This window comes from Candidatus Methylacidiphilales bacterium, from assembly GCA_033875315.1.
Classification (GTDB): domain Bacteria; phylum Verrucomicrobiota; class Verrucomicrobiia; order Methylacidiphilales; family CAZTYG01; genus JANRJG01.
On sequence record JANRJG010000009.1, the window covers coordinates 38,833 to 52,451 of the forward strand.

The 13,619-nt window shown below is 61.3% G+C and carries 13 protein-coding genes; 6 read left to right on the forward strand and 7 right to left on the reverse strand.

The window, feature by feature from the left end:
• The first annotated feature begins 220 nt into the window (after window positions 1-220).
• From lpdA to SFU85_02855, 3 genes are all read left to right on the forward strand, one after another.
• The gene (gene lpdA / locus SFU85_02845) at window positions 221-1,597 is read left to right on the forward strand and encodes a dihydrolipoyl dehydrogenase (protein MDX6765706.1); all 1,377 of its coding nucleotides are present in this window, start codon (window positions 221-223) and stop codon (window positions 1,595-1,597) included.
• A 67-nt stretch (window positions 1,598-1,664) separates the two neighbouring features.
• Window positions 1,665-2,711, forward strand: a complete 1,047-nt coding sequence (locus tag SFU85_02850) for an endonuclease/exonuclease/phosphatase family protein (protein MDX6765707.1) — start codon at window positions 1,665-1,667, stop codon at window positions 2,709-2,711.
• 82 nt (window positions 2,712-2,793) lie between these two features.
• Window positions 2,794-3,216: a DUF5069 domain-containing protein gene (locus tag SFU85_02855; protein ID MDX6765708.1), complete on the forward strand. Its 423-nt coding sequence runs from the start codon at window positions 2,794-2,796 to the stop codon at window positions 3,214-3,216.
• A gap of 209 nt (window positions 3,217-3,425) precedes the next feature.
• On the opposite strand, the gene SFU85_02860 is transcribed toward SFU85_02855, so the two are convergent.
• The 5 genes from SFU85_02860 to sucC form a co-directional block, all read right to left on the reverse strand.
• Window positions 3,426-4,505 (reverse strand): alanine--glyoxylate aminotransferase family protein, encoded by a 1,080-nt coding sequence (locus tag SFU85_02860; protein ID MDX6765709.1) that lies wholly within the window; start codon window positions 4,503-4,505, stop codon window positions 3,426-3,428.
• 83 nt (window positions 4,506-4,588) lie between these two features.
• Window positions 4,589-4,951, reverse strand: coding sequence for an aspartate 1-decarboxylase (gene panD, locus SFU85_02865; protein MDX6765710.1), 363 nt, complete (start codon window positions 4,949-4,951; stop codon window positions 4,589-4,591).
• 170 nt (window positions 4,952-5,121) lie between these two features.
• Window positions 5,122-6,252 (reverse strand): citrate/2-methylcitrate synthase, encoded by a 1,131-nt coding sequence (locus SFU85_02870; GenBank protein ID MDX6765711.1) that lies wholly within the window; start codon window positions 6,250-6,252, stop codon window positions 5,122-5,124.
• 62 nt (window positions 6,253-6,314) lie between these two features.
• Complete coding sequence (gene sucD / locus SFU85_02875; protein ID MDX6765712.1) at window positions 6,315-7,190, reverse strand: succinate--CoA ligase subunit alpha; 876 nt, start codon at window positions 7,188-7,190, stop codon at window positions 6,315-6,317.
• Window positions 7,191-7,193: 3 nt separating this feature from the next.
• Complete coding sequence (gene sucC, locus SFU85_02880) at window positions 7,194-8,378, reverse strand: ADP-forming succinate--CoA ligase subunit beta (protein MDX6765713.1); 1,185 nt, start codon at window positions 8,376-8,378, stop codon at window positions 7,194-7,196.
• 93 nt (window positions 8,379-8,471) lie between these two features.
• Here sucC and larC point away from each other — a divergent pair, with 93 nt between their 5' ends.
• Window positions 8,472-9,758 (forward strand): nickel pincer cofactor biosynthesis protein LarC, encoded by a 1,287-nt coding sequence (gene larC, locus SFU85_02885; GenBank protein MDX6765714.1) that lies wholly within the window; start codon window positions 8,472-8,474, stop codon window positions 9,756-9,758.
• Here larC and SFU85_02890 read toward each other — a convergent pair.
• A complete protein-coding gene (locus SFU85_02890; GenBank protein MDX6765715.1) occupies window positions 9,755-11,140 on the reverse strand; it encodes a sigma-54 dependent transcriptional regulator in 1,386 nt (461 codons plus the stop codon). The genes larC and SFU85_02890 overlap by 4 nt on opposite strands.
• A 252-nt stretch (window positions 11,141-11,392) precedes the next feature.
• Between SFU85_02890 and SFU85_02895 the strand changes: the two genes are divergently transcribed.
• Together SFU85_02895 and larB are read left to right on the forward strand one after the other, a co-directional pair.
• Window positions 11,393-12,010 (forward strand): HupE/UreJ family protein, encoded by a 618-nt coding sequence (locus SFU85_02895; GenBank protein ID MDX6765716.1) that lies wholly within the window; start codon window positions 11,393-11,395, stop codon window positions 12,008-12,010.
• Window positions 12,011-12,088: 78 nt separating this feature from the next.
• Entirely contained in the window at window positions 12,089-12,820 is a 732-nt protein-coding gene (gene larB, locus SFU85_02900; GenBank protein MDX6765717.1) for a nickel pincer cofactor biosynthesis protein LarB, read from the forward strand.
• Between the two features lie 101 nt (window positions 12,821-12,921).
• Here the strand turns inward: larB and SFU85_02905 are convergent, their stop codons facing one another.
• Window positions 12,922-13,587, reverse strand: a complete 666-nt coding sequence (locus tag SFU85_02905; GenBank protein MDX6765718.1) for a response regulator transcription factor — start codon at window positions 13,585-13,587, stop codon at window positions 12,922-12,924.
• Window positions 13,588-13,619: the final 32 nt, after the last annotated feature.

Here is a 13,619-nt window from a genome sequence, read left to right on the forward strand (position 1 = left end):
GAATTGAAGAGAAGCAAATTCAGCGAAGATCAGGTGAAGTAAGGTCCACGCCCGGCCGGGACATCCCAGCCCCCCTACGGGACGTTTCCGCGGGCCTGGCAGGATCAGGAAGCCTGCCCAAGCCGACCCGGGGTCTGCCACCTGATCCATCCGGGGAGGAAGGAACCACGGTGAAAAAAATCTTCGCGCGCCCGGCGGCCTTCGCGGTAAGCTCTCTTCCATGTCCTATGACCTCCTCATCATCGGCGGCGGACCCGCCGGCTATGTCTGCGCCAACCACGCCGCCCACCTCGGCCTCAAGGTCGCCGTGGTCGAGCAACGCAAAAACCTCGGTGGCACCTGCCTGAACGTGGGTTGCATCCCCAGCAAGGCGCTGCTCAATTCCTCCGAACACTTCCACTACGCCCAACACCGCTTCGCCGCGCATGGCATCAAGGCCGGGGAAATCTCCATCGACATCCCCACCATGATGGCCCGCAAGGAAAAAGTGGTCAACGACCTGGCCAAGGGCATCGACTTCCTCTTCAAAAAGAACCAGGTGGAACGCTTCGAGGGAACCGGCAAAATCCTCAACGCCACCACGGTCGAAGTTTCTTCTCCGACAGGAACCCAGAAACTGGAAGCCAAGAACATCCTCCTCGCCACCGGCTCCGTTCCGATCGAGTTGCCTTTCATGAAGTTTGACGGCCAGTCGATTGTCAGCAGCGACCAGGCACTCTCCTTCCCGGAAACACCCAAGTCCCTGCTCATCATCGGTGCCGGAGCCATCGGTCTGGAACTGGGCTCGGTGTGGGCCCGGCTGGGCACAAAGATCACGGTGGTCGAGTTCCTCCCCCGCGTGGCCGCCGGTTTCGATGCCGAGGTTTCCACCGCGCTCCAGCGCAGCTTCGAGAAACAGGGCATGGTCTTCCATCTCAACACCAAGGTCCAGGCAGCCAAGGTCGGCAAAAACAAAGTCACCGTCACCGCCATGAAGGAAGGGGTCGAACAAACCTACGAAGCCGAGAAGGTTCTGGTCGCGGTCGGCCGCAAACCTTTCACCGACGGTCTGGGCCTGGAGGCCGCCGGGGTCAAGTTGACCGACAAGGCCCGCATCGCGGTCGATGCCCACTGCAAAACATCCGTCGACGGTATCTATGCGGTGGGCGATGTCATCGACGGCCCGATGCTGGCCCACAAGGCCGAGGCCGAGGGCCGGGCATTGGCCGAACGGCTGGCGGGCAAAGCCGCACCGGTCAACTACGCCACCATCCCGAATGTGGTCTACACCTCGCCCGAAGCCGCCTCGGTCGGCCTGACCGAAGAACAACTGAAGGAAAAGGGCACGGCTTATCGTGTGGGCAAATGGACCTTCATGGCCAACGGACGGGCCAAGGCCGTCGACCAGACCGAGGGTTTCGTCAAGCTCCTGGCCGATGCCAAGACCGACCGCATTCTCGGTGTCCACATCGTTTCGAGCAACGCGAGCGAACTCATTGCCGAGTGCGTACTGGCGATGGAATTCAGCGCCAGTGCCGAGGATCTGGCCCGGACCATCCACGCCCACCCGACGATGGCCGAAGTCATCCGCGAGGCCGCGGAACTGGCCCAGGGTTGAAACCGGGGTCTTGGTTTCGTCACATTTTCGGGTTTGTTTAATCATTTGCTTGGGCAATGCTCGGGTCATGCATCGTTCCAAATCACCGGCGATCCTGCCCTTCCATCTGACGTTTTTCCTGCTCTTGGCCGCCCTGCTGCCTGCAGTGGCCCCGGCGCAGGACACCTACACCATCGGCCTGTGGAACGTGCAGAACTTCGGCGTCACCGACCGCTTCATCAACGACAGGCCGGTCAAGTCCGCGATGAAGCCAGAATCGGAAATCCGCACCATGGTGGCCATCCTCAAACGCCTCAATCCGGATATCCTTGGCTTGGTGGAAATCCTCCAGGACCCGGAGGACAAGTACGTCAAGCTCATGCAGTCGACGCTCAAGGAAGCCGGACTGGACTACCCGCATCTGAGCGACTGCCGCGGCGAGGACGACCGCATCCAGACACTCCTGCTTTCCAAGTTCCCCATCGTCCGCACCGAGCACCTCACGGATGCCACGTACAAGGCCACCTTCAAAGATCCCAAGACCCAGGTGACGAGCGAAGTCCAGCGCAAGGTCGAGCGGGGCATCAACCAGTCGGTCATCGAAGTCCGGCCCGGTCTCCAAGTGCGGGTTCTCCTGGTCCATCTCAAGTCCAAGCGTCCCTTCCCCGAGATCGTCAGCGACCAAGCCGAGGAATTGGGCGACGGCTTCGTGCGTCGCAATGAAGCCCTCATCCTGCGCGGGGCCATGACGCGGGCGGTCCAGGCCAACCCGGACGAGCGTCTGATTGCCATGGGTGACTTCAACGACACCCCACGCAGCAAGGCGGTGGGTACGATCCTGGGCCCCAAATCGGCCGAAATCCGTTTCTACGACCTCTGGCTGCAGGACTGGCTGGGGGATTGGTGGACCCACTTCTACATCCCCGAGAAGAGTTACGAGCGCCTGGACTACATGGTGGTCAGTCAGAAATTGTTTCAAGATTGGAAAAAAGAGAAATCCTTCGTCTACCGCCACAACCAGACCGACGGCCCGGAATACAACCACTACAACGCGAGCGACCACCGTCCGCTCCTGGCCACCTTCACCGTCCCGGTGGAAGGGGCCGAGGCCAGGGAACCGGCAAAGAAGAATTGAGCCCCGGAGGTTGCCCGTTTTGGACAAGGATTCCCCTCACCCCTGACCTTGCCTTGCGTGCCGCAACTGCTTCAATCATGCCATGAACATCCCCGGTTTGCGCAGTCCCTACGATAGGGTCAATGGTCTGGTCTATTTCGGCCGCATGTTGGACAAGATCCGCCTGCACCAACAGGGCAGGCTCACCGCCGACTACATTGAAAATCTCGGCCAGGGTTTCGACCTGCGGTGCTGCCGCCTGCTGCGCGTGGGTTACGATGAGATCACCTCCCGCACGCTCCAAGGGGGGACGGACGAGGAAATCCTGTCCTGGGCGCAGCAAAAGGGCCGGGTGCTCGAAGACGACGACATCGAAGTTTGGAACGATTTCATGAGGAAGCGGGGCTGGAAGGATGAAGCGCACGAGCGTCTCCTCTTCCGGCTGAAGGAAGCCAACGCCGCCCACCGCACCGACATCGAAACCATGTTCGATTACATCGATTTCGACGAAGGCCGGAAGGCCTGAGGCAGCATCAAGGCAACGGGGATGGGAATCCCCGTCTTATACACAATTGGATTGAATGGGCGACAAAGTGCCTTACGGGAGGGCGAAGCTCCTGCTGAGCCGCCCTTGAAAGATAGACCTCAAACCGGCTCGGCAGGAGCCTCGCCCTCCCGCTTATTCTTTCGAGAGGTCAATTCTATTTGGTATGACAATCTGAAAAAGGCGCGGCCTCAGGCCAGGGTTTTGAGGCCCTCGTCCAACCACCCTAGCAACTGACCGATGGATTCCTCGGTTTCGTCACCCATGTTGGAAATGCGGAAGGTGGTGCCCTTGATCTTGCCGTAGCCTCCGTCGATGATGCAGTGGTGGTTTTCTTTCAGCCATGCAATGAGCTTGGCCACATCGATGCCGGGGACGTTCTTGACGCAGGTCAATGAGGGCGAGGCATAGGCTTCGCCGGGGAAGAGGGCGAAACCGTGCTTCTTGACCCAGGCGTGGACGAGGGCGCGGGTGGCGCGGTGGCGGGCGTAACGCTGCTCCAGACCCTCGGCGAAGATATCCTCCAGTTTGCTTTCGAGGGCGTAAAAATGGGAGATGCTCGGGGTGGTCGGGGTCATGTTCGACTCCGCGTTCTTGCGGAACTCGACGAAGTCCATGTAATAGCCCCGGTCCTTGATCGACTCGGCACGGGCGAAGGCCCGCTCGGACACGGTGAAGATGGCGGCCCCGGGCGGGAGGGCCATGGCTTTCTGCACCCCGGCCAGCATGACATCGATGCCGAGTCCGGCCACGTCGATCTTGACCGTGGAGAAGGACGAGACGGTGTCGACAATGAACATCACCTCGGGGTATTTGCGGACCACGGCGGCTATTTCTTCCAGCGGATTGATGGTGCCAGTGGAGGTCTCATTGTGGATGAGGGTGATGGCATCGAATTCGCCGGTGGCCAGCCTGGTTTCGATCTGATCGGGCAGGATGGCCTGGCCCCATTCGACCTGGAGTTTTTCGGCGGCCTTGCCGCACTTGAGGGCGACATCGTACCACTTGTCGGAGAAGGCGCCGCTCATGCAGGTGAGGACTTTTTTGCGGACGAGGTTGCGCAGGGAGGCTTCCATGACGCACCAGGCCGAACCGGTGCAGAGGAAAACGGGCTGGGTGGTGAAGCAGAGTTCGCGCAGGCGGGGCTGGACCCGGGCGTAGAGATCCTGGAAGCCTTTGCCACGGTGCCCCATCATGGGCTTGCGGAAGGCTTGGAAGGTTTTATCGGAAACTTCGACGGGACCGGGAATGAACAATTTGGTGTGGGGCATGGGAATTGTGATTTTTGATTTTTGAATGCTGATTGGCTAATCGTTGGGAACGATCCGCATGTGCGTGGTCAGTATATAACCGGTCAGGGACCTTTGCGTTGGAGGATGTGGTTTTTTTCGTCGAGGAGGATGACGCTCGGCTGGTGGGTGGCCACTTCGGCCGGGGTCAGATGACAGAAGCTCATGATGGTGAGTCGGTCGCCGATCTTGCCGAGGTGGGCGGTGGCGCCGTTGAGGCTGATGGTGCCGCTGCCCGCCGGGGCCTGGATGGCGTAAGTCTCAAAACGCTCGCCGTTGTTCAGGTTGCCGACGAGGATGCGTTCGTATTCCGCCATGCCGCAGGCTTGGAGGAGGTTGGCGTCGATGGCGAGACTGCCCTCATATTCAAGGGAGGCGTCGGTGACCGCGGCGCGGTGGATCTTGGAACTGAGCAGGACCTTCAACACCCGAAAAAATTAGGCCCTGGCAGGGAAAAAACAACAGGATTCCCAGAATCCAACGCCAAGACCACGCGGATGGGAATCCCCGTCTACAAAAGGCAGATCGTTGATTCCCCTTGTAGCCGGGGAATCCTTTCCCCGGTCCTCCAGACCAACATCCCACCCCCGGGATGTTTTCAGCCCCGCTGGTCGATGGGGACAACGGTCTTGCCGACGGGCGGTCCGACGTATTCGCTGGAAGGGCGGAAGAGTCGGTTGTCGGCCAGTTGCTCCAACACATGGGCCGTCCACCCGGCCGTGCGGGAAATGGCAAAGATCGGCGTGAAGAGATCCAGAGGGATGCCCAGACTGTAGTAAACCGTGGCGGAATAGAAATCGACGTTGGCGTGCAAGCCCTTCTTTTCCAGCATGTGCGCGGCGATCTTTTCGCTCATTTGCACCCACTTGGGCTCGCCCAATTCGGAGGTGAGCTGGACGGCCATGCGTTTGAGATGGGGGGCCCGGGGGTCGAGGGTTTTGTAGACGCGGTGGCCGATGCCCATGATCTTGCGTTTCATGGCCAGTTGTTCCTCCAGCCAGGGCTCGACGTTTTCCACCGAACCGATTTCCAGGAGCATGCGGATGACGCCCTCGTTGGCCCCGCCGTGGAGCGGTCCCTTGAGGGTGCCGATGGCGCTGGTCACGGCGGAATAGATGTCGGTCAGGGTCGATACGGTGACCCGGGCGGAGAAGGTGGAGGCATTCATGCCGTGGTCGGCGTGGAGCACATAGGCCATGTCGAGGGTGCGGACGGCCTCGGGGCCGGGATCGCTGCCCCGCATGAGGTAGAGGAAGTGGGCCGCCTCACCCAGATCCGAACGGATCGGGGGCAGGGTCTGTCCTTGGCGGGCACGGTGAAAATAGGCCGCCATGACCCCGATCTTGGCCGTGATGGAAAGCGCCCGGCGGCGATTGGGTTCGAGGGCATCCTCACCGATTTGACCCTGGTCGTACAGGCCGAGCATCGAAACCCCGGTGCGGATGACGTCCATGGGGTTGGCGTCCTTGGGGCAATCGCGGAGGAAGTTGATCACACCCTCGGGCAGTTCCCGCTCGCTGCGAAGCTCGGTGCTGAGGAACTCGAGTTCCTTGCGTGTGGGCAGGTGGCCGTGCCAGAGGAGGTAGACCACTTCCTCGAAAGAGACCTTTCCCGCCAATTCGTTGATGTCGTAGCCGAGGTAGATCAACTGACCTTGAACCCCGAGGACATCGCTCAGCGCGGTGTCTGTGGCAACGATTCCTTCCAGTCCTTTGGCAGTCACGGGCATAAGTCTCCATCTTATGGGGACCATGCCGGAAGGCAACCGAGAAGCGCGTTCTTGTTCGCGTTCTACTTGCGGAGCAGACCCTTCATGGTCTGGCCGATGTCAGCCAGGGTCTTGCAAACAGCGATGCCCGAGGCCTCGAGCGCGGCGATTTTCTGCGCCGCCGTACCCTTGCCCCCGGAGATGATGGCGCCGGCATGGCCCATGCGGCGGCCGGGCGGTGCGGTGGCTCCGGCGATGAATCCCACCACCGGTTTGCGCACCCGTTCCTTGATGTAGGCGGCGGCTTCTTCTTCTTCCGATCCGCCGATTTCGCCGATCATGACAATGGCTTCGGTCTGGGGGTCGGCGTTGAAGTATTCAATGGCATCGCGGTGGGTCATGCCGTGGATGGGGTCGCCGCCGATGCCGATGCAGGTGCTTTGGCCGTAGCCCAGGCTGGTCAACTGCCAGACCGCCTCGTAGGTCAGGGTGCCACTGCGCGAAACAACCCCGATTGAGCCCGGGCGGTGGATGTAACCGGGCATGATGCCGATCTTGCACTGGCCGGGCGTGATGATGCCGGGGCAGTTGGGGCCGATGAGAATCGAATGGCGACCCTGCATGGCCACCTTGACCCGCATCATGTCCTGCACCGGGATACCCTCGGTGATGCAGACCACCAGCTGGATGCCGGCGTCGATGGCCTCGATGATCGAATCCGCGGCGAAGGGCGGCGGAACGAAAATCATGGTGGCGTTGCAGCCGGTTTCCCGCTTGGCCTCGAACACGGTGTCGAAGACCGGGACTTTGCCCTCCCATGTTTCACCGCCGCGGGCCGGGGTGACGCCGGCGACGATGTTGGTGCCGTATTCCTGGCAATACTTGGCGTGGAAGGCGCCGGACTTGCCGGTGATGCCCTGGACGAGGAGACGGGTGTTTTTATCGACAAGAACGGACATGGCTTATTTTCCTTTCACGGCCTGGACGACTTTTTCCGCGGCCTCCGAGAGCTGGGTGGCGGCGATGAGGTTGAGGCCGGACTCCTGCAGGAGTTTGCGGCCCTCCTCAACGTTGGTACCTTCGAGGCGCACCACCAACGGAATCTGCAAGCCCACTGTTTTGACAGCGGCCATGACGCCGCGGGCGATGGTGTCGCACTTCATGATGCCGCCGAAGATGTTGACCAGGATGGCTTTGACCTGGGGGTCGGCGACGAGGATCTTGAAGGCCTCGGTGACCTGCTGTTCATTGGCGCCTCCGCCTACGTCGAGGAAGTTGGCCGGGTCGCCGCCGTAATGCTTGATGATGTCCATGGTGGCCATGGCCAGTCCGGCGCCGTTGACCATGCAGCCGATGTTGCCGTCGAGGCCGATGTAATTGAGTCCGACCTTGGAGGCGGCCACTTCGCGGGGGTCTTCCTCGCTTTCATCGCGCATGGCCAGGATGGCTTCCTGGCGGAAGAGGGCGTTGTCGTCGAAGTTGAGTTTGGCGTCGAGGGCCAGTACCTCGCCGCCCTTGGTGACAACGAGCGGGTTGATTTCAATCATGGAGCAATCGCAGTCCATGAACATGCGGAAGGCGGCGTGGAAGAGGCGGCTGGCATCGCGCATCTGCTCCGAGGTGAAACCGAGGAGTTTGGAAAGCTTGCGCGCTTGGTAAGGCTGGAGTCCGAGGGCGCGGTTGATGGGCTCGCGGAAAATGGCCTCTGGGTTGTGGGCGGCAACTTCCTCGATGTCCATCCCGCCCTGCTGGCTGGCGATGATGACCGGGCGGCTGGTGGCCCGGTCCATGACGATGGCGAAGTACATTTCGCGTTCGATCTCGACGGATTCGGCGATGAGGACCGCATTGACCTGCTTGCCGACCGGACCGGTCTGGTGGGTGACAAGGACGTTGCCGAGCATTTTCTCCGCATAATCGCGGGCTTGGCTGGCGGTCTTGGCCAGTTGAACGCCGCCTTGGAAACCATTCTTGAACGTACCCTTGCCGCGACCACCGGCGTGGATCTGAGCCTTGACCACAAGCCGGTTGCCCATCGGGCGGGCGATTTGGTCGGCTTCATCCGGGGTGCGGGCGACCTGGCCCCGCGGTGTGGCCACGCCGAATTTTTCCATCAGTTCCTTGGCCTGGTATTCGTGGATATTCATGGAGTGCGACCAAGGTTCCAGAACCCACCCCAGCCGTCAAAAGGAAAAGGAAAAAAGCTGCGATTTTGCCCGGATGCGGCATGTTGATGGTTGATGGCCTCAACCCTTTACTTGGATTGCATTTCTGGAATCAGCGGCGACATGTTTCTGGCTGGCTTGCTTGACCTCGGGCTGGACCCGAAGGCGGTGGAGAAGTCGCTTGCCTCGCTTCGTCTGGAGGAACATGTCCACCTGCACACCCACCGGGAAACCCGTTGTGGGATTTCCGGAACCCACCTCAACTTCGAGGTCCATCACCATGATTGCGGCCAGGCCGGTCATTCCCACTCCCACTCCCACGATCACCATGACCATCCCGATCATGATCATGGCCACACACACGACACTGCGCACGGGCATGGCCGATCCTTCACCGCGATCAAACAACTCATCGCCCGTTCCAACCTGCCGGACTTGGTCAAGTCACGGGCCATTTCCGTCTTCCGCCGCATTGGTCTGGCCGAGTCACGCATCCATGGCGTCGGAATCGAGGAAATCCATTTCCATGAGGTCGGCGCCATCGATTCCATTGCCGACATCGTGGGCGTCTGCAGCGGCCTCCACCTGCTCGGCATCAAACGCGTGCTGGCCTCCCCCCTCGTCGAGGGCCGGGGCACGTTGGCCTGTGCACACGGCACCTTCCCCATTCCCGCACCCGCGACCCTGGCCATCCTCGAGGGTGTTCCATTGACCCAGATCGATGTGCCCTTCGAGTTGATCACTCCGACCGGTGCCGCCCTGTTGGCCGAATTCGCCGAGTCGTTCACCCCCTTGGCGTCTTTTGCCACGGAAAAGATCGGCTACGGACTTGGCACCCGCGACCTGCCCGGCCGCCCGAACGTCGTGCGCATGCTTTTGGGAGATACGATCAAGACCCAGAGCGAACCCGCCCCGGGTTACGAAAGGGATGAAGTCGCGGTGCTGACCACCCAGATCGACGACGTCACCTCCGAGGTGCTGGCTGCCGCGGTCGAAGCCCTGATGGATGCCGGCGCCCTCGATGTGGGCGTCGGTTCGGTGACGATGAAAAAAGGGCGCAGTGGCTTCCGTCTGGAAGTGCTTTGCGCGACGGCGGAACAGGAACGTCTGGCCGCCTTGGTACTCAAATTGACCCCGGCCATCGGCCTGCGCGTGCGGCTTGAATCCAGAATCAAGCTGCCACGCAGCCGGGTGGAAGTCCCCACCCCCTGGGGTCCGGTGGCGGTCAAGGAAGTCCGCTTTCCCGATGGCTCGGTACGCCGCAAGGCCGAGTTCGAGGATTGCCGCCGCCTCGCCAACGCCCACGGCTTGCCGGTGGCCGATGTCATCCGCCTGGTAGAACGAGAACGGGAGACCCGCTAATCCAAGGAAGGGTCACGGCTTTCTTCGATGACTCGGGCTTCCCGCCGGTAACGGGCCAGTTTGTTGCGCAGGGTCCTGAGTGAAATACCCAGGGATTCGGCGGTGCGGGTGCGGTTGCCTCGCTGCGCCTTGAGCCCCTCGCGGATGGCCTCGTATTCCAATTCATCGATGGTTTTGCCCAGGAAGGAAGGCCCACCCTCCGAAGGCTCATGGTGAGGGAAGGCAAAATCATCGACCGTCAGTCCGGTGCCGGCCTCGGCCAGGATGACCGCACGCTCGACGGCATTCTGCAGTTCGCGGACATTGCCCGGCCATGAATAGGCCAGCAAACGGGACTTGACAGCTGCATCGAACGAACGGACAGCCTTCCCGTGTTTGCGCGAAAAAGATCTGAGAAAATGCTCCGCCAGATGCAGGATGTCGTTACCGCGCTCGCGCAGCGGGGGAAGGTCGATCGGCACCACGTTGAGCCGGTAGTACAAGTCCTCGCGGAAACGCCCGGCACGGACTTCCTCCTTCAGGTTGCGGTTGGTGGTGGCCAGAACGCGCACATCCACCGGGATGGTTTTATTGCCACCGACCCGTTCGAATTCCCTTTCCTGCAGGACCCGCAGTAATTTGACCTGGAGATCGGAAGGTATTTCCGAAATTTCGTCCAATAAAAGCGTGCCCCCATCGGCCACTTCGAAACGACCCTCCCGCCGCTGCACGGCCCCGGTGAAGGCGCCTTTCTCATGGCCGAAGAATTCGCTTTCGAGCAGGGTGGCCGGGATGGCCGCGCAATTGACCCGGATGAAGGGGCGGGTGGCACGGTTGCTGCGGGCATGCAGTTCCCGGGCCACCACTTCCTTGCCGGTTCCACTCTCGCCCTGGATCATGACGGTGGCATCCGTAGTTCCCAATTTCTCGATCAGTTCCCTCACCCGCCCCATGGCCGGACTGCGACCCCATTCAATGCCCTCAAGGGAACTCTCCCGGACCTCGCGCCGCAGGTACGTGTTTTCGCTCTGCAACTGGCCGATTTCCTCCAATCGCTCCAGTGTGACTTTCAACCGCGACAAATTGATCGGTTTCAACAAATAATCGAAGACCCCCAGGCGGATGGCCTCCACCGCGCTGTCCAAGCTGCCATAACCGGTCATGACCACCAGACGGGTCTGGGGCTGGATCTGCTTCGCTTCCTGGAGGAAATCAAGCCCATTGCCGTCCGACAACCGGACATCGGAAAGAATCAGGTCGTAATTGTCCTGCTTGAGCAGGCTGCGCGCCTGCTGCAGCGTGGCCACCGCCAAGGGCGTGTAGCCCAATTCGCGCAACAAATCCGTCATCACCGCCCGGACCGCATCCTCGTCATCGAGAACCAAAATCCGTTCGAGCTTCATGGCCATAAACTGGGCAAATTTTGCCTTTCTGGCGAGGCAAATGTCTAAGGGTCTGGTGGTCCATCAAAGCCCGATGCCAAAACTTCCTGTCTTCCCGTCTTCCTGTCTGAGTTCTAGCAGGAATTGCGAACGATTCCGATGGATGGGAGCGGGGCGACGGCTAAAAATGCGCTTTTGATTCGTAAGGGTGTCCCAGCCAGGAGATGCAGACACGCATTGACTTTGGCCGGTAAAAAACAGATAAAAAGCCCCATGAAGCCTTCCCCCGCACAAACCCCGCTCCAGCTTGGCCCGGTGAGATACGCCCTCTCGTTCCTTTTGCTGTTGTTTGTCCTGCCGTCGCTGGCCCAAGCCCATCCCGGAGCCGGGCACGCCGTTGGGTTTCTCCATGGCACCACCCACCCGGTCACCGGCCTGGACCATCTCTGTGTCATGCTGGCCGTGGGCCTCTGGGCGGCACAGCGTGGCGGGCGGGCCACCTGGCTGGTCCCTTTGACCTTTGTCAGCGTCATGGCCTTAGGGGGATTCCTTGGTCTGGCTTCCGTTCCCCTACCCTTGGTCGAACAAGGCATCCTGGCCTCTGTGCTCGTCTTGGGCGTGCTCATCGCCGCAGCGGTGCGTCTTCCACTCGCAGCCACTTCCATTCTGATCGGACTTTTCGCCCTATTCCACGGTCATGCCCATGGCACGGAAATGCCCGAGAACGCCTCCGGACTGGCCTATGGACTCGGATTCATGCTGGCCACCGCCTGCCTGCACGGCTGCGGCATCGGACTGGGCTTGATGGTTCAACGACTGGGCAGCGCTCGGATGTTTCGTTATGTCGGCGGGGCCATCACCGCCTGCGGCATCTACCTTTGTTTGGCCTAAGAGCCTATCCGAGGCGATTGGGATGGCCTCTCCACATCCCCCCTTGGCCGGGCAAGGGAAAGCGTGTTAAGTAGAGACATGCCCCGGACTTCTCCCCGCACCCGCAGCACGGCACAGTTGGCCCACCCCACCCGCTCTTCCCATACCCCGCATGCTTTTGCCCGGGTCGATCTCGAACGTGAGATGCGATGCGGGGCGGCCGAGGTGATCTATGGCCCGGGGAAAACCCCGGGACAGATCGTCCGCATTGCCAAGACCCTGCGCGCCGCAGGGCAGCCTGTCTTGATCAGTCGCATCGAACCCGGCGTGGCTGCGGTTCTGCGCAAAGGGTTGAAAGGCCTGGGCGCAAACTACGACCCCGTTTCGCGCCTGATCTCGATCGGGGGATATGCCTTCCGGCGGGATTTCCCCGTGGGCGTGTGTGCGGCCGGCACATCCGACCTGCCCGTGGCCGAAGAAGCCGCGCAGGCCTGCACCTTTTTTGGCCTGCCCGTGACCCGCTTCACCGACATCGGCGTGGCCGGCCTGCACCGTCTGTTGGCTGTGCAAGACGACCTCCGGCGGATGAAGGTGATCATCGTGGTGGCGGGCATGGAAGGGGCACTGCCCAGCGTAGTCGGGGGGTTGGTGGCCTGCCCTGTCATTGCCGTGCCCACCAGCGTGGGCTACGGGGCGAACTTCCAGGGACTGAGCGCCCTGCTCGGGATGCTCAATTCTTGCGCCTCCGGATTGACTGTGGTGAACATCGACAATGGCTTCGGGGCTGCTTACGCCGCCCTCCGCATCGCGGGGAATCCCGCGAACCGCTGAGGTTAGCGCATGCTACGATTGATCTGCCAACCTTACCCGTAATTGTTCTCGTTCTCGATCTCTCTCGGCCCGGCAAATTTCAGCTTAAGAGCCAATCCAGCTCAGCGTCTTGGATACACCGGCCCCACCGTTCCCCGGGCCATGACGTAGCGGGTCACTTCGGCCGCATTGTGCAACCCCAGCTTCCGCATCATACCGGAACGATGGATATTGACCGTGGCCGGACTGATCCCGAGTGAGTCTGCGATCTGTTTGTTGCTCAACCCGGCCGCCACCGCCCGGGCCACCTCGCGCTCGCGCGGGCTCAGGGACACTTCCCCGGCCATTCCCCTGCCCTTGATTTTGCGATCTTGATCGGCGGAACCCTCCTTCAAACAATCGGGCCGGTAGCTACGACGCTGCCGGGCCACCGCATCGAGAGCCCGGTTGAACTCCTCCGCCGGCGCCAACTTGGGCAGACACCCCAGCGCCCCCCGTCGCAGACAATCCCGCAGCCGCTCGGCATCCGCACTGCCGGAAAAAACCAGGATCGGCACCCCCGAGGCGCGGCGACGATGGAAATCAATCACCGCCTCGCCGTTTCCTCCCGGCATGCTCAGGTCAAGAACGACGGCGTCCAAAGGTTCCGCCTTCCACTGGCGGACCGATTCCCCCGCGCTGCGGGCCCTGGCCGCCACCGTAAAACGGACCGGGTCGGCCATGTGCAACACCGCGGCATGGATGGCCGGGTGATCATCGACTACCTGCAACCGGATGCGTTCCCTCATAGCCCCCCCCTAATGTGACATTTCCATGAACT